The 23,158-nt window shown below is 30.8% G+C and carries 25 protein-coding genes; 15 read left to right on the top strand and 10 right to left on the bottom strand.

The window, feature by feature from the left end; translation table 11 throughout:
* Positions 1 to 13: 13 nt before the first annotated feature.
* Together ACIDC4_RS08825 and ACIDC4_RS08820 are read right to left on the bottom strand one after the other, a co-directional pair.
* Positions 14 to 709: an ABC transporter ATP-binding protein gene (locus ACIDC4_RS08825; RefSeq protein WP_065451766.1), complete on the bottom strand. Its 696-nt coding sequence runs from the start codon at positions 707 to 709 to the stop codon at positions 14 to 16.
* Positions 710 to 821: 112 nt separating this feature from the next.
* Entirely contained in the window at positions 822 to 2,282 is a 1,461-nt protein-coding gene (locus ACIDC4_RS08820) for a DUF5687 family protein (RefSeq protein ID WP_412042832.1), read from the bottom strand.
* Between the two features lie 128 nt (positions 2,283 to 2,410).
* Between ACIDC4_RS08820 and ACIDC4_RS08815 the strand changes: the two genes are divergently transcribed.
* From ACIDC4_RS08815 to ACIDC4_RS08805, 3 genes are all read left to right on the top strand, one after another.
* Positions 2,411 to 3,463: a ferredoxin--NADP reductase gene (locus ACIDC4_RS08815; RefSeq protein ID WP_230034118.1), complete on the top strand. Its 1,053-nt coding sequence runs from the start codon at positions 2,411 to 2,413 to the stop codon at positions 3,461 to 3,463.
* A gap of 161 nt (positions 3,464 to 3,624) precedes the next feature.
* Positions 3,625 to 3,933, top strand: a complete 309-nt coding sequence (locus ACIDC4_RS08810; protein WP_412042833.1) for a hypothetical protein — start codon at positions 3,625 to 3,627, stop codon at positions 3,931 to 3,933.
* A 415-nt stretch (positions 3,934 to 4,348) separates the two neighbouring features.
* On the top strand, positions 4,349 to 4,591 hold the full coding sequence (locus ACIDC4_RS08805; protein ID WP_412042834.1) for a hypothetical protein: 243 nt from the start codon (positions 4,349 to 4,351) through the stop codon (positions 4,589 to 4,591).
* 90 nt (positions 4,592 to 4,681) lie between these two features.
* On the opposite strand, the gene ACIDC4_RS08800 is transcribed toward ACIDC4_RS08805, so the two are convergent.
* Both ACIDC4_RS08800 and ACIDC4_RS08795 read right to left on the bottom strand, forming a co-directional pair.
* Positions 4,682 to 5,689, bottom strand: a complete 1,008-nt coding sequence (locus ACIDC4_RS08800; RefSeq protein ID WP_412042835.1) for a glycosyltransferase family 9 protein — start codon at positions 5,687 to 5,689, stop codon at positions 4,682 to 4,684.
* A gap of 236 nt (positions 5,690 to 5,925) precedes the next feature.
* Positions 5,926 to 6,531: a DUF4254 domain-containing protein gene (locus ACIDC4_RS08795; protein WP_412042836.1), complete on the bottom strand. Its 606-nt coding sequence runs from the start codon at positions 6,529 to 6,531 to the stop codon at positions 5,926 to 5,928.
* 111 nt (positions 6,532 to 6,642) lie between these two features.
* Between ACIDC4_RS08795 and upp the strand changes: the two genes are divergently transcribed.
* On the top strand, positions 6,643 to 7,296 hold the full coding sequence (upp, locus tag ACIDC4_RS08790) for a uracil phosphoribosyltransferase (protein WP_230034112.1): 654 nt from the start codon (positions 6,643 to 6,645) through the stop codon (positions 7,294 to 7,296).
* On the opposite strand, the gene ACIDC4_RS08785 is transcribed toward upp, so the two are convergent.
* Complete coding sequence (locus tag ACIDC4_RS08785; protein ID WP_412042837.1) at positions 7,291 to 8,220, bottom strand: DUF6427 family protein; 930 nt, start codon at positions 8,218 to 8,220, stop codon at positions 7,291 to 7,293. The genes upp and ACIDC4_RS08785 overlap by 6 nt on opposite strands.
* 141 nt (positions 8,221 to 8,361) lie before the next feature.
* Here ACIDC4_RS08785 and ACIDC4_RS08780 point away from each other — a divergent pair, with 141 nt between their 5' ends.
* Positions 8,362 to 8,592 carry a DUF6341 family protein gene (locus tag ACIDC4_RS08780; RefSeq protein WP_412042838.1) on the top strand — a complete coding sequence of 77 codons (231 nt, stop codon included), beginning with the start codon at positions 8,362 to 8,364 and terminating at the stop codon, positions 8,590 to 8,592.
* Here ACIDC4_RS08780 and purD read toward each other — a convergent pair.
* Positions 8,584 to 9,858 (bottom strand): phosphoribosylamine--glycine ligase, encoded by a 1,275-nt coding sequence (gene purD, locus ACIDC4_RS08775; RefSeq protein WP_412042839.1) that lies wholly within the window; start codon positions 9,856 to 9,858, stop codon positions 8,584 to 8,586. The genes ACIDC4_RS08780 and purD overlap by 9 nt on opposite strands.
* Positions 9,859 to 9,953: 95 nt before the next feature.
* Between purD and ACIDC4_RS08770 the strand changes: the two genes are divergently transcribed.
* The 6 genes from ACIDC4_RS08770 to ACIDC4_RS08745 all read left to right on the top strand — a co-directional run bounded on the left by ACIDC4_RS08770 (position 9,954) and on the right by ACIDC4_RS08745 (position 14,910).
* A complete protein-coding gene (locus tag ACIDC4_RS08770; RefSeq protein ID WP_412042840.1) occupies positions 9,954 to 10,235 on the top strand; it encodes a type II toxin-antitoxin system RelE/ParE family toxin in 282 nt (93 codons plus the stop codon).
* Positions 10,236 to 10,245: 10 nt separating this feature from the next.
* Positions 10,246 to 10,548, top strand: coding sequence for a HigA family addiction module antitoxin (locus ACIDC4_RS08765; protein ID WP_412042841.1), 303 nt, complete (start codon positions 10,246 to 10,248; stop codon positions 10,546 to 10,548).
* Positions 10,548 to 11,858, top strand: a complete 1,311-nt coding sequence (locus tag ACIDC4_RS08760; protein ID WP_412042842.1) for a phenylacetate--CoA ligase family protein — start codon at positions 10,548 to 10,550, stop codon at positions 11,856 to 11,858. The genes ACIDC4_RS08765 and ACIDC4_RS08760 overlap by 1 nt, the downstream gene beginning before the upstream one ends.
* Before the next feature lie 44 nt (positions 11,859 to 11,902).
* Positions 11,903 to 12,430 carry an ORF6N domain-containing protein gene (locus ACIDC4_RS08755; RefSeq protein ID WP_412042843.1) on the top strand — a complete coding sequence of 176 codons (528 nt, stop codon included), beginning with the start codon at positions 11,903 to 11,905 and terminating at the stop codon, positions 12,428 to 12,430.
* Positions 12,431 to 12,634: 204 nt separating this feature from the next.
* The gene (wecB, locus tag ACIDC4_RS08750) at positions 12,635 to 13,723 is read left to right on the top strand and encodes a non-hydrolyzing UDP-N-acetylglucosamine 2-epimerase (RefSeq protein ID WP_412042844.1); all 1,089 of its coding nucleotides are present in this window, start codon (positions 12,635 to 12,637) and stop codon (positions 13,721 to 13,723) included.
* Positions 13,723 to 14,910, top strand: coding sequence for a glycosyltransferase family 4 protein (locus ACIDC4_RS08745; protein WP_412042845.1), 1,188 nt, complete (start codon positions 13,723 to 13,725; stop codon positions 14,908 to 14,910). The genes wecB and ACIDC4_RS08745 overlap by 1 nt, the downstream gene beginning before the upstream one ends.
* Before the next feature lie 56 nt (positions 14,911 to 14,966).
* On the opposite strand, the gene ACIDC4_RS08740 is transcribed toward ACIDC4_RS08745, so the two are convergent.
* The 3 genes from ACIDC4_RS08740 to ACIDC4_RS08730 form a co-directional block, all read right to left on the bottom strand.
* Positions 14,967 to 15,950, bottom strand: coding sequence for a UDP-glucuronic acid decarboxylase family protein (locus ACIDC4_RS08740; protein WP_230034098.1), 984 nt, complete (start codon positions 15,948 to 15,950; stop codon positions 14,967 to 14,969).
* 74 nt (positions 15,951 to 16,024) lie between these two features.
* Positions 16,025 to 17,137, bottom strand: coding sequence for a glycosyltransferase (locus ACIDC4_RS08735; RefSeq protein WP_412042846.1), 1,113 nt, complete (start codon positions 17,135 to 17,137; stop codon positions 16,025 to 16,027).
* Positions 17,134 to 18,237: a glycosyltransferase family 4 protein gene (locus ACIDC4_RS08730; protein ID WP_412042847.1), complete on the bottom strand. Its 1,104-nt coding sequence runs from the start codon at positions 18,235 to 18,237 to the stop codon at positions 17,134 to 17,136. Before ACIDC4_RS08730 ends, ACIDC4_RS08735 begins: the two co-directional genes overlap by 4 nt.
* A 132-nt stretch (positions 18,238 to 18,369) precedes the next feature.
* On the opposite strand from ACIDC4_RS08730, the gene ACIDC4_RS08725 reads away from it, so the two are divergent.
* Genes ACIDC4_RS08725 through ACIDC4_RS08710 form a run of 4 tightly spaced genes read left to right on the top strand, consistent with a single transcriptional unit; the run spans position 18,370 to position 22,009 of the window.
* Positions 18,370 to 18,618 (top strand): hypothetical protein, encoded by a 249-nt coding sequence (locus ACIDC4_RS08725; protein ID WP_230034095.1) that lies wholly within the window; start codon positions 18,370 to 18,372, stop codon positions 18,616 to 18,618.
* An 18-nt stretch (positions 18,619 to 18,636) separates the two neighbouring features.
* Positions 18,637 to 19,893, top strand: coding sequence for an oligosaccharide flippase family protein (locus ACIDC4_RS08720; protein ID WP_230034094.1), 1,257 nt, complete (start codon positions 18,637 to 18,639; stop codon positions 19,891 to 19,893).
* Positions 19,890 to 20,792 carry a hypothetical protein gene (locus ACIDC4_RS08715; RefSeq protein ID WP_412042848.1) on the top strand — a complete coding sequence of 301 codons (903 nt, stop codon included), beginning with the start codon at positions 19,890 to 19,892 and terminating at the stop codon, positions 20,790 to 20,792. The genes ACIDC4_RS08720 and ACIDC4_RS08715 overlap by 4 nt, the downstream gene beginning before the upstream one ends.
* Entirely contained in the window at positions 20,789 to 22,009 is a 1,221-nt protein-coding gene (locus ACIDC4_RS08710) for an O-antigen ligase family protein (protein WP_412042849.1), read from the top strand. Before ACIDC4_RS08715 ends, ACIDC4_RS08710 begins: the two co-directional genes overlap by 4 nt.
* On the opposite strand, the gene ACIDC4_RS08705 is transcribed toward ACIDC4_RS08710, so the two are convergent.
* The gene (locus ACIDC4_RS08705; RefSeq protein ID WP_412042850.1) at positions 21,953 to 23,143 is read right to left on the bottom strand and encodes a hypothetical protein; all 1,191 of its coding nucleotides are present in this window, start codon (positions 23,141 to 23,143) and stop codon (positions 21,953 to 21,955) included. The genes ACIDC4_RS08710 and ACIDC4_RS08705 overlap by 57 nt on opposite strands.
* Positions 23,144 to 23,158: the final 15 nt, after the last annotated feature.

Below are 23,158 nucleotides of genomic sequence, written 5' to 3'. Positions count from 1 at the left end.
AAATATAGAATATTTAAACCGCAAAAAACGATTCCAGTTCTTGTAAGGTTTCTTTTGAAGTTTGAATATCCTTCACCACTTCGCCTTTATTGAGAGCCACAATTCTATCGCAAACCTCTACTGTATGCTGCAAATCATGACTGGAAACCAGCACTGTAACATTTGGATTATCGGCTAAATCTTTTATTATCTTTTTTAATCGGCTTACCGTTGTTGGATCTAAATTTGCAAAAGGTTCGTCTAAGATTACCACTTCAGGATTTCCTATAAGTGTGGCAATAATCCCCACTTTTTTCTGATTCCCTTTTGATAAATCTCTTAAATATTTTTTATTGTTCAGAATCTCTCCATTAAAAAATTCTTCATGTTGCTTTAATAAAGCATCAATATCGGCTTTATTTTGATGACGTAAATCTCCAATAAAATAAAAGTATTCCTCTGGTGTTAAGTAACCTATCAGGAAACTTTCATCAAGAAAAGATCCTGTAAAAGATTTCCAGTTTTCGCTCGTATTTACCTGAATAGAATTACTTGTAATATTTCCCGTCGAAGGCTGAATAAGATCTAATAACAAACTAAAGAAAGTTGTTTTTCCTGCACCGTTATTACCCACTAAGCCAAAGCTTTGTCCTTTTGGAATTTCAAGGTTGTTAATATTTAAAACTGTGGTTCCGTTATATTGTTTTGAAAGTTGATTAACTTGTATCATGGTGATTTTAGATTTTAGATGATTGATTTTAGATTAAAAAATCTCTTGCTTGTTGTTTAAGTTTGATGTCAATTGGATAAAATTTTCATTATCAAATTGGCACATTCTCTAATTAGTTCTTTTGTTTATAAGCACTTATGGTACTGTATTTTTCGATTTTATATCTTTTTTCGATTAATGAAAATACCTTGTCTTTTAAGATAAAACCTAAAACTCCGGCTCCTGCAACTAACACTAATCCGATGGTTTTATTTCCTAAATAAAGACCAATTGCATAAAGTCCTAATGGCAATAATAGTTTTGGTAAAGTCAATAACATCGCACTAACATTAAAGGCTTTTTTATCTCCAAAAGCACCACCCGCCGAACTTAAATCGATAGGCGTTTTTGTAAATGCTCCGCCTAAAAGTACTAAGTGCGAGTTTACGCCAATATTATAAATAGCTCCAATAACAATCGTTAAATAAATTTCCCAGCCGAAAAAAAGATAAAACGAAGCGATAATGGTTGAAATAATAGTACCAATAACAATCAGCCACCATTTTGAAGTAATATAACCGCGATACGGAATATTTTGTGTCATCATTAATTGATAATACGAGCTGTCCCAACTTGGTACAAACTGACCAAAGACAAATAAAAATCCTCCCGAAACAAAAATCCCCGCAAAAATGTGCATTACCTCAGGCTGATGTGTGTTTCCGAAAAAGATGAATCCGTAGAACAAAAAGAAAACACTCATAAATATTGTTGTTTTTGATCTTTTGTTCCTCTTAATCAGTTTGATATCATTTTTTAGAAAAGTTCCTAAAGTTCCAAACTGATTGAGCCAGGAAAGATTTTCGGTTGTTGCGATATCTTCTTTTTTAGAAAGTCCGGCATCTAAAAACAGATTGTTTTTGAAATACTTAACCGTAAATACATACAGTCCGGCTAATGCCAAAATTGGAATTATAAACAGTCCTTTTGTTGCATAGAATCCCTGAAAAACAGGCGTTGTAAAACTCGTAATATCAAATACTTTATAATATTGCGCTGCTCCCAAAGCCATAATTATTCCGATAAAAACAACGAACAATTTATCGATGTTACTTAAAATAATATTCAGGAAATTGTTGATATAGACTAAAGAAAATGCCGCTAAAAGCCAAAAAATAATTCCTGTAACATCATAACCTTCCATGGCTAGCACAATCGAAAAAGGAATGAAGAAAAGGGCATGAACCCAATTAAAAAAAGACAAAGCTGTTTTGCCTAAAGAGAAATGAACAATGGTTGGTTTTTTGAAAGGTAAAACCAATAATGGTTTTATATTCAATACCGGAATTGCCTGCATTAACAAGCGCACTACAAGATCAAACAGAAAATAATAAATTAAAAATTGATTGATAGTCGATAAGGGTTCGAGATTCATTTTTCGTAATACATAAAATGCTCCAACGCCCATCCCGATAAAAAGTACCGAGAAATAGACCATCAAAAAACCTATTAAAATTTTCATTGCCACATTTGCACCAAAGGATGCAGATCTGGTAAAGGCCTTCCATTCGAGATAAATAAACTTTTTAATCATGGTTATTTGGTTTTCAGTTTTGTAGTAAGAGATCAAATGTAGGGAAACGTTACAAAAAAAGTTAAAAATAATTATTTCGTGCCTGACATTTAATCTCCGTTTGCTACTTTTGCATAAAATATACAATCATGCCTTCATTCTTAAAACTTATAATTAAAGAGGTAAAACGCGAAACAAACGACGCGGTTTCTGTACTTTTTAATGTTCCCGAAGAACTAAAACCAGACTATAAATTTATAGCCGGGCAATACATAAATTTAAAATTAACTCTTGATAATCAAGAAATTCGTCGTGCATATTCTATTTGTTCTGCACCAGAAAGCGGCGAATTGCGAATTGCAGTAAAAGCAGTAAAAAACGGTTTGTTTTCTCAGTTTGCAAACACAAGGCTTAAAGCAGGCGATGTTCTTGAAGTTGGTCATCCTGAAGGAGTATTTACTTTTGAACCAGATGCTGAAAGACAAAAAAACTACGCAGCTTTTGTTGCCGGAAGCGGAATTACTCCTGTGCTTTCGATCATAAAATCGGTTTTGAAAAGTGAGCCAAAAAGTTCATTTGTATTGGTTTATGGAAATAAAACTCCTGAAGAAACTATTTTTTACCAGGAATTGCATGATTTGCAATTGCAATATGTAGGTCGTTTTTTCGTGCATTATGTTTTTAGTCAGGCTAAAGCCGAAAACGCTTTGTTTGGAAGAATCGAGAAATCTTCAGTAAATTTTGTGCTCAACAACAAACACAAAGAATTGCAATTTGATAAATTTTTCTTGTGCGGACCAGAAGAAATGATCAATACGGTTTCTGCTATTTTAAAGGAGAAAAACGTAAAAGAATCCGCTATTAAGTTTGAACTTTTTACTTCATCATCTCAGGAAAATGAAATAAAAGCTTCATTAGAAGGACATACAAAAATCACTGTTTTAGTAGATGATGACGAAGTTTCGTTCGAAATGTCTCAAAAACAAACCATATTAGATGCGGCTTTAAAACAAGGAATTGATGCTCCATATTCTTGCCAGGGCGGAATTTGCAGCAGCTGTCTTGCTCGTGTAACTTCTGGAAGTGCCGAAATGACTAAAAATTCCATTTTAACAGATAAAGAAATCGCTTCAGGTTTAATTTTAACTTGTCAGGCACACCCAACATCAGAATCTATTTATGTAGATTATGATGATGTTTAGTCGTTAAATTCCAAAAATATTCAAATTCCAAATTCCAAACTTACAATTGGGATTTGGAATTTTTTTTGTTTGATAATTAGTAGCAATCTTTGCAAAATTGGAATTGGACCCGAGCGCTAGCGAACAGGCGAAGCAATTTTTAAAATTGTAATTTATTTTTTATGAAATCAGTACGAGAAATTTTTAAAAGCAAAGAATATCTTTTAGACGAACCTGAAGTTGAGAAACTTGTAGAATATTGCGAAGAACTTCAGGATGAAATTGTTGAGTTTAAATATCAGAAAACCAACAATAAAGAACTCGCGATGCTGGACATGCTCAAAGAAGTTATAAAAGGTTGCAATGCCATCGAAAAAGAACAAATGGAGCACGAACGATTTGGTTTTGAAGCTCCTAATTATGAAGCTACGATTTCGAATCTTAAAAATTATATTTATAGCCGATGTCGTGATGAAAAGATATGGCTTTGATAAATTCCAATAAAAAATCCAAATCCTAATTGTAAGTTTGGAATTTGGATTTTTTTATATTGGAATTTTACGAAAATTATAGTTTTCAATTTAAAAAATACCGTTGAGTAATGCATAAATAAATACATAAGTTTTTGTCGATTTTTCAAAAAAAGTGCCTGAAATTTAGTATATTAGTACTTTACTAAAGCTGATCATTCTTCTTTTTCCTAAGGTAGATTTGTAAAGCTATATCTGATTGTCAACCTAAAATTTAAATATTATGGCAATGCATCATTATCTCCGCCTCTCTTTTATTCTGCTTTTTGTAATAACATCCTGCTTTTGTATCTATTTTATAATTAAAAAAAGAAGAAATAGAAAAGCTCCTAAATTACTTTCGGCAGAAAAATATCGTTCATCAATGACTGATGGAATGAAAGAAATATCATCTAATGACAGTTTTTTTAATATTTGGCCTTACGTGAGTGAATTAAAAGCGGCTAAAATTTTATCGAAAAAAATTAAAGAATCTGAATTAGTTCATAAAGTTTACAGAAACTCAACTGAAGATTTTGAACATATTTTACTCGCTACTGAAAAAGAAAATCATTTTGTTGAAATTGTAGTTGATAGAAACAAAAAGAAAGCAATGGGATATCTTTTTCTTGAGTTATGAAAAATTAAATTTCAATAAAAAAAATTCCAAATCCCAATTGTAAAAGTTGGGATTTGGAATTTTTTTTATTGAATTTAATGTTCGTAAAACTTACAGAAGACTCTTAATTTTATTTACAATTTCTTGTGGAAGTATCGTTCTCATCGCATCTTCGTAACCTTCTACAATTTTGTTTCCATAAACCGATGTTGGTAATTGCGGATATTGATTTCTGTCTGAAGTTAAGGCGTTTTCTAACGTTTGATTGAAAGGCAAAAATCCTGCGTAAGGATGTGTTGCACCCCAAAGTGTAACAACTTTCACTCCTAACATTGCTGCAATATGAGCGTTTCCGGAATCCATAGAAAGCATTACATCTAGATTACTTATTAGTTGTAATTCTTGCTGGAATTTTATTTTCCCAGCCATATTGATTACATTTTCAAATGGTTGAGAAAGCGAATCCAAAATTTCGATTTCTTTCTTTCCTCCTCCAAAAAGTAATATTTTATACGACTTATTCTCAGCTAATTTTGTAATTACTTCCTGCATTAAATCCTGCGGATAAACCTTAGAATCGTATTGTGCAAAAGGTGCAATACCTATCAGCTTTTGATTATTGTCGCCAATAATTTCTAGTATTTCTGAACTTAAAGTTGCCTTTTCAGGGAAACCAGAATTCGATAAATTTAAAGGAAAACCAAGTTCCCGGAACACTTTTGCGTGCCTTTCGAACATTGTTGGCAATTGCTTAAAAATCTTGTTTTCTGATCTTGTCAATTCTTTTTTGCCTTCACGCCCTTTGTCAACCGTGGCTCTTTTTTTTCCGCATAAAGCGAAAAGTAAACTCACGATTTTGGATCTTAAAACATTATGAAGATCTGCAAAAGCATCGATTTTAAGTTTTTTGACATCGCGGAATAATCTCAAAAGCCCTGAAAAACCTTTATGACGTTCTTTTTCATCAAAAGCAAAAAAATCAAGATTTGGGATTCCGTCAAAAAATGGCTTGAAAAACGGACGTGAAATGACGGTGATTTTTACCTCTGGATACTGTTTTACAAAGGCGCGTAAAACAGGAACCGTCATGGCGACATCTCCCATTGCAGAAAGTCTCATGACGGCTATATGTTTAATTTTATTGGGCAATTTTTGACTTTTAAAAATTAAATTCTGCTCTTTTCTGGTCTGTTTTTTAGCCCAGATTGAAATGAAAATCCCGGAGCAAAAAAAATAAAGTTTCTTGTTTAAAAAAAGCGACCAACGGAAGCTCTTTTTTGAACATTAGAAACTCTATTTTTTTGTGTCCCGATAGCTATCGGGATGAAATGGAAAGCTGGAAATAGCTCCAGAAATTATTTCTTATTTTGGTATAAAACAGGATTCAATTCATCGTCATTGTACATTTTCATTTGTTTGTACACTTTCATGAATTTATCTCCGTTTTCGATATCAGTAAGTAAATCATCAATTGCTGTTGATAAGTCGCTTCTTTGTTCTAAAAGGATGTTTAGTTTTTCCTGACATTTATCTCTGTGCTCTTGCGAAGCCTCTCCACGAGTAGCTTCTTCATGCATATGATAAATTTTTAGAGCCAGGATAGACAATCTGTCAAAAGCCCAGGCTGGACTCTCAGAGTTGATTTTTGCTCCGTCTTTTACTTTTACATCGCTGTATTTTTGCAAAAAGTAGCTATCGATATATTCTACCATATCAGTACGTTCCTGATTTGATGCATCGATTCTTCTTTTTAAGGTAAGAGCTGCTACCGGATCAATTTGCGGATCACGAATAATATCTTCAAAATGCCATTGAACAGTGTCAATCCAGTTTTTTAGATATAATAAATGTTCGAATTTATCTTTAGGATAAGGATTATTTATCGGTTGATCAACATTATCAAACTGGTGATAATCTTTGATGCTTTGTTCGAAAACAGAATATGCTAATTTTGAAAACATGTCTTTATTTGTTAGAGTTACAAAGATACTTTTTATACTTTTATCGTGCGAATAAAACGATGAAATTTTCGTTATCGTACTGTAACCCATTGATAATTCTAAATTTTTATTATGAAAATCCATTATATTTCTGAAAATAATAGCGTTTTAAATCACTTTTTAGGTCAAATCAGAAACATAAACGTTCAGAACGACAGTATGCGTTTTCGAAGAAATATTGAGCGAATTGGCGAAATTATGGCTTATGAACTGAGTAAAGATTTATCGTATAAAGAGGTTGAAATTGAGACTCCGCTTGGCATAAAAAAAACAACCGAAATCGAAAGTGATTTGGTTTTATGTTCGATTTTAAGAGCCGGATTACCGCTTCATAACGGTTTTTTGAACTATTTTGATCATGCTGAAAACAGCTTTGTTTCGGCTTGCAGATATCATCCTAATAATGATCATGAGTTCGAAATTCGGGTTGAATATCAGGCTGTTTCAAATATTAATGATAAAACGGTTTTATTGCTTGACCCCATGTTAGCAACCGGTCAGTCTATTGTGGCGGTGCATGAAAAATTAATTCAAAATGCAACTCCCAAAGAAATTCATATTGTGGTCGTTATCGCTGCGCCGGAAGGAATTGCTTTTCTTGAAAAAAGCCTTCCTGAAAACTGCCATTTATGGGTAGCTTCTCTCGACGAGAAACTAAATGATAAAAATTACATTATTCCGGGTCTTGGTGACGCAGGTGATCTTGCTTACGGAAGCAAATTATAGTTGAGAGAAAAACGTAAATAAACTACACAAAATCAAGACATAAAATACAATTTCGTTGTTTAGTTTTTGCTGCATGTACTCTACGTGGCTTGCTGCCATAATGGTCAGAGGAGCAATGCTAAGCAACAGTAAATCGTTGCTTTTATCTGGCGAAACAATGTAAACAAGTGCGGCTATAAAAAAACAGGCTACAACTTTTTTGTACGAAGAATGCACGATTTGAGGTCTGTTTGACAACGTTGTTAACATTGATGTTACAAAAAACAAAGCGACTGCAACATATATGGAAAGTGCTCCATTTTCGTAATTATTTTTGAAATAAGTAATATCAAAATCGATTACGGCACGTTTCTGAAAAAATTCTATTATATCTATATGAAAGATCAGGGAGATCAATAAAAAGATTATTGATACTGCAAAAAGCGCTATAAAAGGTAAAATCCAGTTTCTATAATCTCTCGAAGCATGAAAAACAATCGATATAAATACTACTATTAGGAAAAGAATACACCAAAATTGAAATAAAGCGGCTATTAAAATCCAAAAGGAGGCATCGAATATTTTTTCTTTTGATGCTTTTAAGGATTGTAGCGAAATTAATCTTCGAAGTGCTAACAGAATAAAAAAGTTAGCATATATGACATTCGCATTATTAAAAATCGTGGGGAAGAATAATATAAACAATAAATAGAAAAGTATCGCGTAACCGTTGTCTTTACTGAGTCCGTTCTTTTTTACGATAAAATTAACCAGGAAAAAAGAGGCCAAAATAAACAGTAGTAAACTTACTTTTTGGAACGCCAAAAAATAAGAACTCACCCATGATGGATCTTTGATTTGAAAAATAAAAAAGAAAACCAGTATTAAAATTACGACCAATGAATAATTTAATGGCGTAGATTTTTTAAAAACACTTGTTATCATAAGGATATTTTATACTTTTGTGATTGTAAATATAATACTTGTTTAAAAAGGAAAACCCAACAAGTTGAAAAAAGATTCTATTATCTGAATTTTAACTTCAATGCGTTACACAACTATAAATAACATATAATTTTATAAATTATGACAGCTTTTTTCGAAGGAATACAATACTTATTCGTTAACATTTTATTTGCTCCACTTGACGGTTTACGTCATTTAGAACTTATTACATGGTTTGGTGCTAATACTATTAACTGGATTTTTATGATTATCTGTTCTGCAGCAATCGTATATTGGATTAAACAATTACGTATTTTTGATGCTGCAGGAACTGAAAACCAAGATACAACGGCTCACTCTTTCTTAAAGTAAGTCGAAGCCAATATCTTTTCTAAAATACATCTTATCAAAATTTAGTTTATCTATATTTTGGTAAGATTTTTTTATGGCCTGTTGAAAATCGTCTCCGTATGATGTTACTGTCAATACACGTCCTCCATTACTAACGACATTATCGCCATCTAATTTTGTTCCTGCGTGAAAAACTATCGAATCGGTAATATTTTCTAAACCTGTAATTACTTTTCCTTTTTCGAAATCTTCAGGATATCCTCCGGAAACTACCATAATTGTAGTCGCACTTCTTGGATCTACATCTAACTCGAAAGTATCTAATTTTTGATCTGCTACCGATTGGAACAACGCAACTAAATCAGATTTTAATCTTGGCACTACAACTTCAGTTTCAGGATCACCCATTCTCACGTTGTATTCAATAACGATTGGCTCGTTTTTCACATTGATTAAACCAATAAATACAAAACCTTTATATTCGATTCCGTCTTTTTGGAAACCTTCGATTGTTGGTTTTACAATACGAGTTTCGATTTTTTCCATCAAAACAGCGTCAACGTAAGGAACCGGAGAAACTGCTCCCATTCCGCCTGTATTTAGTCCTGTATCTCCTTCTCCAATTCGTTTGTAATCTTTTGCTGTTGGAAGAATTTTATAGCTTTTTCCGTCAGTTAAAACAAAACAGCTTAATTCGATTCCGTCCAGGAATTCTTCGATAACTACTTTTGAACTTGCTGCTCCAAATTTTTCGTGAACCAACATGTTTCTCAATTCGGTTTTCGCTTCTTCAAGATCCTGAATGATTAAAACTCCCTTTCCGGCAGCTAAACCGTCTGCTTTTAAAACGTACGGAGGTTGTAATGTTTCTAAGAAATCACATCCTTTTTCAACCGTTTCGGCAGTAAAACTGTCGTAAGCAGCTGTCGGGATGTTGTGTTTCATCAGGAATTCTTTAGCAAACTCTTTACTTCCTTCAAGTTGAGCTCCTAATTTTGATGGTCCGATAACCGGAATATGCTGTAAACTTTCGTCGTTTTTAAAATAATCGTAAATCCCTTTTACCAAAGGATCTTCTGGCCCTACGACCACCATTTTTACATTTTCCTGAATTACAAATGCTTTTATGGCATCAAAATCGGTTGGAGACATTGCCACGTTTGTAGCAATTGCTGCCGTTCCCGCATTTCCTGGTGCAACAAAAAGTTTTTCGCAAAGCGGACTCTGAATCATTTTCCACGCAAAAGCATGTTCTCTTCCGCCTGATCCCAATAGTAAAATTGTCATGTGTTGTTGTATTTAGTTGTGGTGCAAAAATAGTGGGTTTTAACCTTAAATAATAATTTTTTTTACTTACTTTTGACGTTAGTAATGCGAAAGGTATGATAATCTCATTTGGATCTAAAGAAACTGAAAAAATTTGGAATGGTATTGTGGTCAAAAAACCTTCGATTGAGATACAGCAAATTGGCAGAAGAAAACTCAGAATGCTGCATAACTCTCAAAATTTAACCGATTTGAGAATTCCGCCTTCTAATCGTTTAGAAAAATTAGCAGGCAATTTAAACGATTTTTACAGCATTAGAATTAATAATCAATGGCGAATAATTTTTATTTGGGAAAATGGAAATGCGTTAAATGTAGAAATTGTTGATTATCATTAAAATATTTAAAATGGAAAAATTAAAAAACATACATCCCGGAGAAATTTTATCGGAAGAATTTTTAATTCCGTTACATATTACACCTTATCGTTTATCTAAAGATTTAAAAATTCCGCAAACCAGAATTTCTGAAATCATTAAGGGAAACCGCAGAATTACTGCTGATACCGCTTTGCGATTAAGCCAATATTTTGGAAATTCAGCTAAATTTTGGTTAGGACTTCAGGACGATTTTGATATCGAAGAAGAAGAATCAAATAAAAGCGACGAACTAAAATCGATTAAACGTTACGATTTAAAAGAAGCTGTTTAATGGTTTCTATTTTTGATATTTCGCTTCAATTAAACGCTTTTCCGATAAAGAAAGCCAAAGCTGAAATGGATAAAATCGTGAATTTATCTGAAGAAGAATACACTCTTTTTCTTGAGAATAAAAAACAAGAAATTGTTGATTTTCATCTTCAAAACAACTCATTTTATGCCAATTTAGTTGGGAATAAAAAAAGTGAAAAATGGGAAGACTTACCTATTCTGAACAAACAAAATCTACAAAAACCTCTTGAAGAAAGACTGTCAAAAGGCTACTCGCGAAAAAATATTTACCTCAACAAAACATCAGGATCCAGCGGAACTCCGTTTGTTTTTGCCAAAGATAAGTATTGTCATGCTTTAACCTGGACGTCTATTTTCATGCGTTTCGGATGGTACAAAATCAATTTTAATCATTCGTATCAGGCTCGTTTTTACGGCATTCCTATGGATTTTTTTGGATACAAAAAAGAACGTTTTAAAGATTTTCTGACGCATCGTTTTCGTTTTCCGGTTTTCGATTTATCTGATGAAATTCTGGAAAAATTTCTACAAAAATTCAAAACGAAAAAATTTGATTATATCAACGGTTATACGAGTTCTATTGTTTTATTTGCTAAATATTTAGAAAAGAAAAATATTGTTTTAAATGAAATTTGTCCCACTTTGAAAGCTTGTTTTGTGACATCTGAAATGCTTTTTCAATCGGATAAAAAACTGTTGGAAAAGCAATTCGGAATTCCGATTATAAATGAATACGGCGCTTCGGAACTCGATTTAATAGCTTTTGAAAATCCAAACGGAGAATGGCAAATCAATGCTGAAACGCTATTCGTCGAAATTTTAGATGAGAATAATAAAGTGCTCCCTTACGGGGAAGAAGGCCGGATTGTGATTACTTCTCTTTTTAATAAAGCGCACCCTTTTATAAGATACGACATTGGTGATATTGGAATTTTAGACGAAAAAAGTACGCCTCAAAAGCCAATCTTAAAAAAACTAATTGGCAGAAATAATGATATTGCAATTCTCCCAAGTGGAAAAAAATCGCCTGGATTAACCTTTTATTACGTGACCAAAAGCATCGTTGAAGATGACGGAAATGTAAAAGAATTTATCATTAAACAAACGCAAATAGATTGCTTTGAAATTGAATATGTTTCTGATAAAGCATTAGATAAAGATCAAATTCAAAAAATAAAAAAGGCTATTTCTTTATATTTAGAACCTAATTTACACTTTACTTTTTCGCGAAAAACAGTTTTGGAAAGAAGCAAAAGTGGAAAGCTAAAACAATTTAAATCGTATTTATAAATATAAATAAAATCTTACATTTGTTTTTTTTTAATTAAAAACTTATGGACGACCAATCTTTACTTTCTGAAGAAACTATTTCAGACAAAATATATTTTATACGTGGCCAAAAAGTAATGCTTGATCGAGATCTGGCGTTGCTTTATGGAATAGAAACTAAAAGATTAAAAGAGCAAGTAAAAAGAAACAGGAATCGTTTTCCTGAAGACTTTATGTTTGAACTTACTAAAATAGAATTTGAAAATTGGAGGTCGCAATTTGCGACCTCCAATTCTGAAAAGATGGGTTTGCGTTATTTACCCATGGCATTTACAGAGCATGGCGTTTTAATGTTATCAAGTGTTTTGAATAGTAACAAAGCAATTCAAACCAATATTCAAATTATGCGTATTTTTACGAAAGTGAGACAAATGCTTCTGGATACAACAGAAATTAAAGTTGATATTCTGCAGATTCAGAAGAAGTTAGAAAATCATGATAAGAATATTGAATTGGTTTTTTCTTATTTAGATGAATTAACGGAGAAAAAAGAAGACGAAAGTGAACGAGTAAAAATTGGCTATAAAAAATAACAATTCTCTAAGGTCGCAAACTGCGACCTTAAAAAATTAATGAATAATTGGAGATCACAAATTGTGACCTCCAATTCTAAATAGTTTTAAGATTTGCCTCAAAAAATCCATTAAACCTCGAAGAAAACACCTCAATCTCTCCAGATTCCAATTTAAACTTTACTTTTGCCAGAAGAAAGTTTTTAGACCGAATCCAATCTACTTATGAAAATCACCATAATCGCGGGTGCGAGACCTAATTTTATAAAAATTGCGCCCATTATTAATGCTATAAAAAACAAGCAAAATCACGGTTTTGATGTTTCATTTCGATTGGTTCACACGGGTCAGCATTATGATAAAAACCTCAGCGATACTTTTTTTGAAGAATTAAATATTCCGAAGCCAAACGTAAATCTCGAAGTAAAAAGTGGTTCTCAAGCCGAACAAACTGCTGCGATCATGATTGCCTTTGAGAAAGAACTGATTCAAAATCCTTGTGATTTGGTTTTGGTTGTTGGCGATGTCAATTCGACTATGGCGTGTTCGATAGTGGCTAAAAAATGTAATACAAAAGTAACGCATGTCGAAGCCGGAATACGTTCAGGCGATTTGTCAATGCCTGAAGAAATCAACAGGATGTTGACGGATAGTATTACAGATTACTTTTTTACAACCTCAACTTCTGCCTCAGAAAATTTACTGAAATTAGGATCTGATCCTGAACATATTCACTTTGTGGGAAATGTGATGATCGATACTTTATACCAAAATATCGATAGAATTGCTGCGCCAGATTTTTGGCAAGAACATCAATTAAACGAAAAAAATTATATTATTCTAACCTTACATCGTCCCGGAAATGTTGACGAAGTTTCTTCTTTGATCGAGCTTCTGCACGGAATCGATACTTTGGTTAACAACAAAAAAATACTGTTTCCGATTCATCCCAGAACTCAGGCAATTTTAGGAGAAAGCGAAATTAAATTCAAAAATATCATTTTTGTAGCTCCACAAGGTTATTTGAATTTCATGTATTTAATAAAAAATAGTTTTGCTGTTATTACCGATAGTGGGGGAATATCTGAAGAAACGACTGTTCTTGGAATTCCTTGTTTTACCATGCGAAATAATACCGAACGCCCTGAAACAGAAACTATAGGATCTAATACTATTGTGGGAACCTCTTTAGAAAATTTACAAAAAGTATTTGGTGAGTTCCTGAAAAATGGTGCGAGAAAAAGTGGTATTCCGGAATTATGGGACGGAAAAGCATCTGAAAGAATTATTTCAATTTTATTGGATAAAAAATAATGAAGGACATTTTAATCATATCCAATTATTATCCGCCGGAAAAAGGTGCTGCAGCCAATAGAATTGAACAACTGGCCTTGAAATTAAATCAAAACGGATATGAAGTTTCGGTGATTTCTCCGTTGCCCAATTATCCAAAAGGCGAGTTATTTCCGGAATATAAAGGCAAATTCTCTGTTACTGAAAAGGTTCAGAATATTACAATAAAACGTCTTTGGATTTATCCTAGTAATAGTTCGAATATTTTTAAACGAATTGTTTCGACGCTTTCGTTTTCATCCACTTTGTTTTTCTATTTATTATTTGTCAAAACGACTAAAAAAGTAATTGTACAATCGCCGCCCTTATTGCTATCTTTTGTTTCTGTTTTTACACTTTGGCTCAAACGAAAAACAATAATTCTGAATGTTTCTGATCTTTGGCCAACAGCTGCCATTGAACTTGAAGTGTTGAAGAAAAATAGTATTTCGCATAAAATTTTACTTTTCATAGAACGTTTTATCTATAAAAAAGCAACGCATATTTTTGGTCAGTCTAATGAAATTATTGCACATATTCATTCGATTTTTCCTGAAAAGAAATGCTTTTTGTATCGCAATTATCCGGATCATTTTGTGGAAGATTCTCCTGAAGAAATAGAAAATTCCAGCGAACCAATAAAACTATTTTACGCAGGATTATTGGGCGTTGCGCAAGGCGTTTTCGAACTTATTCAGCAACTGAATTTAGAGAATACCAATATCGAACTGCATATTTTTGGTGATGGTGCCGAGAAAACTCAAATTGTGAATTATCTCAATCAAAACCCAAACAAAAAAATAATTTTCCATGGAATGTTGGAACGAAATGATTTGCATGAGAAATTGAAGGATTTAGATATTGCTCTTGTTCCGCTTAAGACGAGAATTTACGGTTCTGTGCCTTCAAAAATATTCGAATATAGTGCTTTGGGATTTCCTGTTTTTTATTTTGGAGGAGGCGAAGGTGAAAATATTGTCGAGGAAAATAATCTGGGATGGGTTGTTCCAGTAGAAGATTTTAAACAATTAAATTCAACTTTAATACAAATTTCAAAATTAGGTAAAGGTGAAATTCAAAAAATGAAAAAAGATATTTTTCTTCATGCAAAAGAAAATTTTAACCTTGATCGACAAATGAAAGAATTAATCGAAAATAATGCTTTCTAAGCAACTTCAATAAAATGAAAACGGGCAAATATCTAATTGAATATTTGCCCGTTTTTTTATTTTATATAACTCGAAAAATCTTTGTGTTCTTCTTTTGAAAGTTCTTCTTTTGAAAGTGACCTGAAATAATCGTATGTAATTTTCATTCCTTCAGAACGACTCACTTTTGCTTCCCAACCTAATAGCTCTTTTGCTTTTGTGGTGTCTGGCTGGCGTTGTAAAGGATCGTTTATCGGTAATGGATGATAGACTACCTTTTGGTTCGTTCCTGTTAGTTTAATGATCTCTTCTGCAAAATCTTTAATCGTGATTTCATCCGGATTTCCAATATTTACCGGATATACATAATCTGAATGTAATAACCTGAAAATACCTTCGACCTGATCATCTACGTAACAAAAAGAACGTGTTTGCATTCCGTCACCAAAAATTGTTAAATCTTCTCCGCGTAAAGCCTGGCCAATAAAAGCCGGAATTACACGTCCGTCGTTTAAGCGCATTCTTGGTCCGTAAGTATTAAAAATACGTACGATTCTGGTTTCTACTCCATGAAAAGTATGATACGCCATTGTTATGGATTCCTGAAAACGTTTTGCTTCGTCATAAACCCCGCGTGGCCCTATGGTGTTTACGTTTCCGTAATATTCTTCGGTTTGTGGGTGAACCAATGGATCTCCATAAACCTCTGATGTTGAAGCAATCAAAATTCTGGCATTTTTAACTCTCGCTAATCCTAACAAATTATGTGTTCCTAAAGATCCTACTTTCAAGGTCTGAATTGGAATTTTCAAATAATCGATAGGACTTGCAGGCGAAGCAAAATGTAAAATATAATCTAAATCACCAGGAACATGAACAAACTTGGTGATATCATGATGGTAAAATTCGAAATGTTCTAACTTAAATAAATGTTCTATGTTTTTAAGATCTCCCGTAATCAGATTATCCATCCCGATAACATAATATCCTTCTTTGATAAAACGATCACACAAATGCGATCCTAAAAATCCTGCAGCTCCGGTAATAAGTATTCTTTTCATAGTAATTATTTATACATAGCAAATGTAACTTATTTGAAAATTATAAAAATATATTTGAGTTGATCTTTTCGAAATTATAATACTTTAAAAATTTTAAATTTTTCTTCCACAAAAGCTTTCATTTCATTTTCAAAACGTTGGTTCGAAAATTTCATTGCATGTTCCTGAATTGTTTTTGGATCAAATTGTATCTTTTCGAATCTTATTACAGCTTCTTTTATATTTTGAGAGGTTTGTTCCTGAAAAAAAATGCCGGTCTTGTTTTCAACAATGGTTTCCAGCGTTCCTCCTTTTCCAAAAGCAATTACCGGTGTTCCGCAAGCTTGTGCTTCGACAGGAATAATTCCGAAATCTTCTTCGGCAGCAAAGACAAATGCTTTGGCTTTTTGCATATATGATTTTAATTTTGAAGCCTCTACAAAACCAACAAATTCTATATTGCTTTTGGCTATTTTTTGAAGCTTTTCAAACTCAGGTCCGTCACCTGCAACAATCAGTTTTAAATGAGACAATTCATTAAAAGCCTCAACAATTAATTGTGTTTTTTTATATGAAACTAATCTTGAAGCCGTAAAATAGTAATCTTCTTTTTGTTCTTCTAAAGTAAAAAAATCTACATCAACGGGAGGATAAATGACCGTTGATTCACGATTGTAAATTTTCTTGATTCTTTGGGCGATATGACTAGAATTGGCAATAAAATAATCGACATTTCCTGAATTTCTAACATCCCATTTTCTGATTTTATTTAAAACATATTTTGCGTAAAATCCCTTTAAGCCTTTATCTAATCCCGAATCTTTTAGATATTGATCCTGCAAATCCCAGGCATATCGCATTGGAGAATGACAGTAACAAATATGTAATTGATCTTTTCGGGTTTTAACTCCTTTTGCTACTGCAGATGAAGAACTAATAATTAATTCGTAATTGCTTAGATCAAATTGTTCAATTGCAATTGGAAATAATTGCAAAAACTTTCTATGATTTTTCCTTGCGGTTGGTAGTTTTTGAATGAAACTTGTATTAGCTTTTTTGCCTTTTAAAATATAGGCCCGATCTTCATCATTCAAAAAATCGATTAATGCAAAATGATCAAAATCATCCCAAATAGAATTTATAGAATGAATGACTTTCTCAGCACCTCCGTTTACATAATACCAATCGGTAATTAGGGCTTTTTTCATTGTTTATTGGGCAAATTTAGAATTTTACCAAATCCTTCTAAATGATTTTTAATAGATTTTTCCCAAGTAAATTTATCCAGTTGAATTCTTCTTTTTTGTTTTTTTGTTTCATCAATTACTTTACTTTCTAAGCATTCTTTTATTTTTTTAGATAATTCGGCAGCATTTCTTGAATTGAAGTAAATTACAGCATCTCCTCCTATTTCTTGCAAACTTGCAGCATTAGAACTAATCACTAATGTTTTTGCAGCTAATGCTTCTAAAATTGGTAATCCAAAACCTTCATATAGAGACGGAAACACAAACAAAGAAGCTTTTTGATAATAAAAAGGTAAATCAGAATCACTTACATATCCTGAAAATATTAAAAATTTTTCTAAATTATTTTTTTTGATATAAGTATCAATTGAATTATCCTTTGTAATAAAACCTTCTTTTTTACCAACAATTAAAAGTTTAAATTGAGATTTAAATTCGTTCGAAAAAGTATTATATGCTTTTAATAGTACAATTAAATTTTTATGAGGCTTTATATTTCCAACGTATAAAATATAATCTAGGGGAAGTTTCAAATTTTCATTATTTTTTTCTTCCTCGAATAAAGAAGAATTTATACCGCAATAAACTACTTTAATTTTTTCTGACTTCGCAGATGTATATTTTATAAGCTCCGTTTTTGAAAATTCTGAAACTGTAAAAATTATATCTGCTTTTCTAACGGCATTTTTAAACAACAAATAAGCATACTGTTTTTTAATTTTTGAAATAGGAGAAACTCCAGTTAAATGATTTACATCATGAATGGTTACTGTTTTTTTTGTGGCACGAACTGGTAAAATAGGAAAATTAAAATGTGGACACCAAAAAATATCACATTTCGGAATAATAAATGGATATAAAAATTGCTCTTTTATTGAATAAATTTTAGAATTAAATTGAATAATTTTGACTTGTTTACTCCACTCAAATTCTAAAATCTCTTTTTTGTTTCCCATTACAACAACCTCATCAAATGCAATGATTATTTCTGGTAATATATTTTTTAAATATGTACCAATACCAGAAGCATTTATCATACGAACATCAATGACCAATTTCATATATTTCTATATTTTAAACTTTTAAACCTTCTTCAAAAATAGTTTTTTAAAATTTATCTTATTTGATTTTTTTTTTTAGATAATACCAATATATCTTTAACAAAAATTTCAAATTTGAAAAATCATTAACAAATGAAAAAAATCGCTTTTATAATTGCTATTTCTTTATTAATTATCTCTTGTCAAGAGCCTCAAAAAACAACAGAGGAAAAAAACCAAATAGGAAAATACCAAATGACTGTTATTCAAAGAGCTGATACTGGTGAGGTTTGTTTATTTGTATTAGATACCGAAACTGGTTCTGTTACTATGAGAAATGATAAATCAGGTTCTTGGGCACCTCAGGGTAATCCTGAAGATTCTGTTGATAAATCACTCTAAAAACTTGGCTCCAAATGTATGGAGCCTTTATTTTACATAATTGTGATTAAAAATATTTTTTTAAGCTTCGGAATTAATTTTATTAATTTTTTATTTCCTGTAATTTTAATTCCATTTTACATTCAGGTATTTGGAATTACTAACTATGGCTTAATTGCTATTTCCCTAGCTTTAATTAATTACATTTCTGTTATTAATGATTATTCCTGGAATGCTCTTGGACCTATTAAAATAGGCAAGTTACAATATAATTCTACAGCCATTAGTCATTATATTTCTACAGTAATAAACACTAAGTTGTTACTAACTATTCCTTCTTTTTTGCTTCTTTTTTTACTTGTACACTTATACAATGATATTAGTAATAATTCTTTGCTATTCGCTTCTCTTTTTGTTATGCTATTTTCACGTACACAAAATGCACATTGGATTTTTATTGGTTTAAATAAAGTAAATATCTATTTTATTATTAATTCAATATTCAAAATAGCTTGTTTGTTAACAATATTATTGTTTGTAAAAAGCAAAAATTCTTTTCAGATTTTATTTTTTATACTTGGCGTATTTGATAGTCTGATTTTTATTGTTTCCTATTTCTATCTAGCCATAAAAGAAAATTTTACTTATTCACGAACTTCATTCAAAGAGATTTATTCAGAATTACAATATGGTTTTAAAATGTTTCTAACCAATTTAACAATTTGTTCTATATTAAACTCTGGTACTTTGATTTTAGGTGTTTTTTTTGAATCTAAAGTTGTAGGTATGTACAGTGTTGCTGAGAAAGTTATTATGTTAGGAAAACATTGTATAGGTGTTTTATTTCAAGGTGTGTTCCCTAAAATATGCAAAATTGGTGTTTCATCTCTATTAGAATTAAACAAAAATTTACGATTAATTTTCAAATCCTATTTAGTACTTTTTTCTGTCGGGACAATAATTCTAATTCTTTTTTCAGAGCAAATTATCTCAGTCTTAAGTAGCGTTTACATCTTAGAATCAAGTAGATATTTAATTTTACTTTCGCCAATTCCTTTAATTGCTTCTTTAAATCAATCTGCATACATGTCTTTACTTTTACATGAAAAGAAAAACATTTACTTTTCTGGTTATTTTATAGGATTAGTTATAAATATTATACTTTCGTTTCTTTTATCTTTTTTGTTTAAAGTTGAAGGAATGATTGCAACCCTCATAATAACCGAATTATTTATTACTTTGTATCTTAATTATAAAGTTCAAAGTAACAAAGATTTAAATTTCTTTAGTAAATGATTAAAGTTGGATTTCTTGTTTCTTATGATTTTAAGTATTTATACAAATCGATTCCGTTAGTATATGATGCTTCAGATTTGATTGTTCTTGCAGTAGATAAAGATCGTTTGACCTGGAGTGGAAATCCATTATTTATAGATCCTCTTTTTTTTGAGTGGATTAAAGAATTTGATACTTTAAATAAAATTACTATTTACGAAGATACTTTTTACATTGCTGAAAATTCTCCTGCTGAAAATGATACCAGAGAGCGTAATTTACTAGCAAAAGCAATGGGTGATGGAGGCTGGCATATTCAAATTGACAGCGATGAATATTTTAATGATTTTAAAAACTTTACTTCTTTTTTAAAAGAAAAAAATCATTTTTTGATAAATCCAAAAACAAAACCCGTTGAGATTCATGTACAATGGATTACATTATTTAAAAAAGTACAGGGTGGTTTTTTATACATAAAGGATTCATTTGATGCCATAGAAGTTGCTACTAATTACCCTAAATATAAATACATGAGGGCAACAAGGCACTCAAAAAAAATAATAACCAAATTTGTTTTATTACATCAATCCTGGGCAAGAGACGAGGATGAAATCTACACTAAAATAACCAATTGGTCTCATAGAGATGATTCTGATAATATCGCTTTTTATCAATTTTGGAAAAATATAAATTTAAATAATTATACTGAGTTTAAAAATTTTCATGAAAATGACCCAACAAAATGGAAATCTTTGGGTTTTATCTCCGAAAATGAAATTGATTCTCTAAAAATAGATATTAGTAATTTTCAGTTATTTAAATTAAAAAGCAAAAAAAAAATAATTCAATTTATAAGAGAAAAATTACCTGCCTCTTTACAGGATAAAATTAAATTTGCTTTTAAAAAGCTTACTAAATGATAATAGAAACTAAAAAAAATAAAGCAACAATCGTTTCATTATATCTTTTAGCTTTTGCTTCAGCTTTATATATGTTTGAAGCAGTCCAAGTTATTATAATGGCTATAGCTAGTTTATTTTTACTATTTCAATATCGTTCTGCGAAAAGTTTTTTTTCAATAAAAAAAGTTCCGTTTCTACTTTCATTTTTTGTTTTACTTTGCTTTAATCTTTTTTATTTTAATAATAAGAGCATTCAGGTTATTGCTAATAGTTTTCTTTTGTTTATTGTGCCTTTGTTTAGCTCATTTTTATACGAATCAGATTTTTTTATAAAAAACAAGCAACGAATACTTTTGACCTATTGTTTTTCTATTACTTTAATAAGTATTTTTATTATTTGCTTCTATATCAACGACATTCCTAACCACCATTTTAACTGGTATTTTGCCCGATTTAATCTAGAGAATACCATACATATTCACGGTACTTATATTAGCCTTTGGGTAGGAATAGCGATCCTTTTAGTTTCTGATTTTTTAATTCATAATAAGACATTAAATACTAAAATTAAAACCTGCCTTATAATTGTAATCGTACTATTACTGATGAGTTTAATAGTAATAAATACGCGAATCATTCTTTATTCTATTATTTTTTTAAGTGCTTTAAACTATTATTTTTTTGCTTTTAAAAGCAAAAAAATGAACTCAAAAGTTGTTGTAATTATGTTACTTTTAATATCTTTTGTAGTGCTTTTTTTATCACAGCGTTTTCAGGATGACATTCAATTTTTGAATAAAAACAACATTAAAAATTCATCTCGTTATACGATTTGTTATTGTTCTTTACAAACCATAGCTGAATCAAATTTTTTAGGAATGGACAATCATTTAATCCAATCTAAACTAAATAATTGTTATGATAAATATGGTTTTAGTGACCTTTCTAAAGATAATTTAAATGCACATAATCAATATTTGGATTTTTTTTTAAAAGGCGGATTTGTTCTCTTTATTCTATTTGTTTTTATGCTATTTATAAAACTAAAAACTGCTCTAAAGAGTAAAAATTACCTCTATTTTTTAATAACCTTATTATTTACTTTTTCTTTTTTAACTGAAAATATTCTAGTACGTCAGTATGGAATCTATATTTATATGTTTTGTGACATTCTATTTTTAGGTTCTGTCCTGCCTAATAAAAGTCATTGTACAAATAAAATAGAAAAAAGCTAAAGTAGGTATTAGCAACATACAACCATCGCTAAAGCATACAAACAAATAAGTTATGACTCCTAGAAAATAGATAAAGTTGTTGTTTTTGGTTTGAAGAAATAAATAAACTGGTGCAAAAAAAGAAATACAAAATAGTACTAAACCTATGACTCCAAACTGTCTAAAAATTGATAAATAAACTATTTCATCAATTATAGTGTACGCTTTACTCCCAAAAAATGTTATTTCGTTTACTTTTCTAATTTGTAAAATTCTGCCTCCTAAATTAGAATCAAGAATAAATCCTTGTAAGGATCCATATTGAAAATAGCGCGTCATAACTATCGATCCGATAATAAATAACAATAAAGCTCCTAATAAATATACTTTCGCAAGTTGTAATAACTTGTTTCTGTAAAGGATTAAAAAATAAAAAATTAATCCTATCCAAACTGTTCGGGATAAAGTAAGAATTAAAGCTAAAATTACAATGAAGATCTTAAATTTTGATGTAGTTTTATTATAAAAAACGGGAAATAACATTAGGATGCAAACTCCAAAAATATTACCATTATTGTAGGTAGATATTAATTTAGCAACAGATCCTCTTTGATTAAATTTAGATCTCGCTAACTCTCCTAAATCTGCAGCGTTTACTGTAATATAAGGTATTTCTAAAAAATGTCCTGTTATTTGTTTGTAAATAAATAAGAAGATCCCGTAAATAGCAATCCAAAAAACTGATTTAGCAATTAAATTCTGAATATAATCACCATTTATCTTAGTTAAAAAATTACCTAAAATAATGTAAAATAAAAAGGGCAAAAAAACAAAACTAATATAAAAAGCAATTAGATTTCCCAGGCTGCCTTCATATCCAAAAATTAAAAGGTGAATTGTAAAAAAAAGCACAAAAGGCAATGTAGCTAGATAACACATGTAATGCTTACTATTAACGGTAAATTTGTATTTATTAACAATTATAATTATTGATAAAATAAATAATAATCCTAAATACAAATAGCCCCATGTGATAGGCACGCCAGCAATTTTAAAACCTCCTTTGGGTATGATAACCAATAAAAGAACAGCTATAAAAAAAAGAATTTCTCTTAGTCTTTCATTGTTTAATTTAAGCAGTAAAATATTCTTCATCTTAAAATAAGAAAT

The organism is Flavobacterium sp. C3NV, assembly GCF_046825355.2.
In the GTDB taxonomy this organism is placed as follows: domain Bacteria; phylum Bacteroidota; class Bacteroidia; order Flavobacteriales; family Flavobacteriaceae; genus Flavobacterium.
The sequence above is the reverse complement of the archived record's forward strand: the minus strand, read 5'-3'. Positions and strand labels throughout refer to the sequence as shown.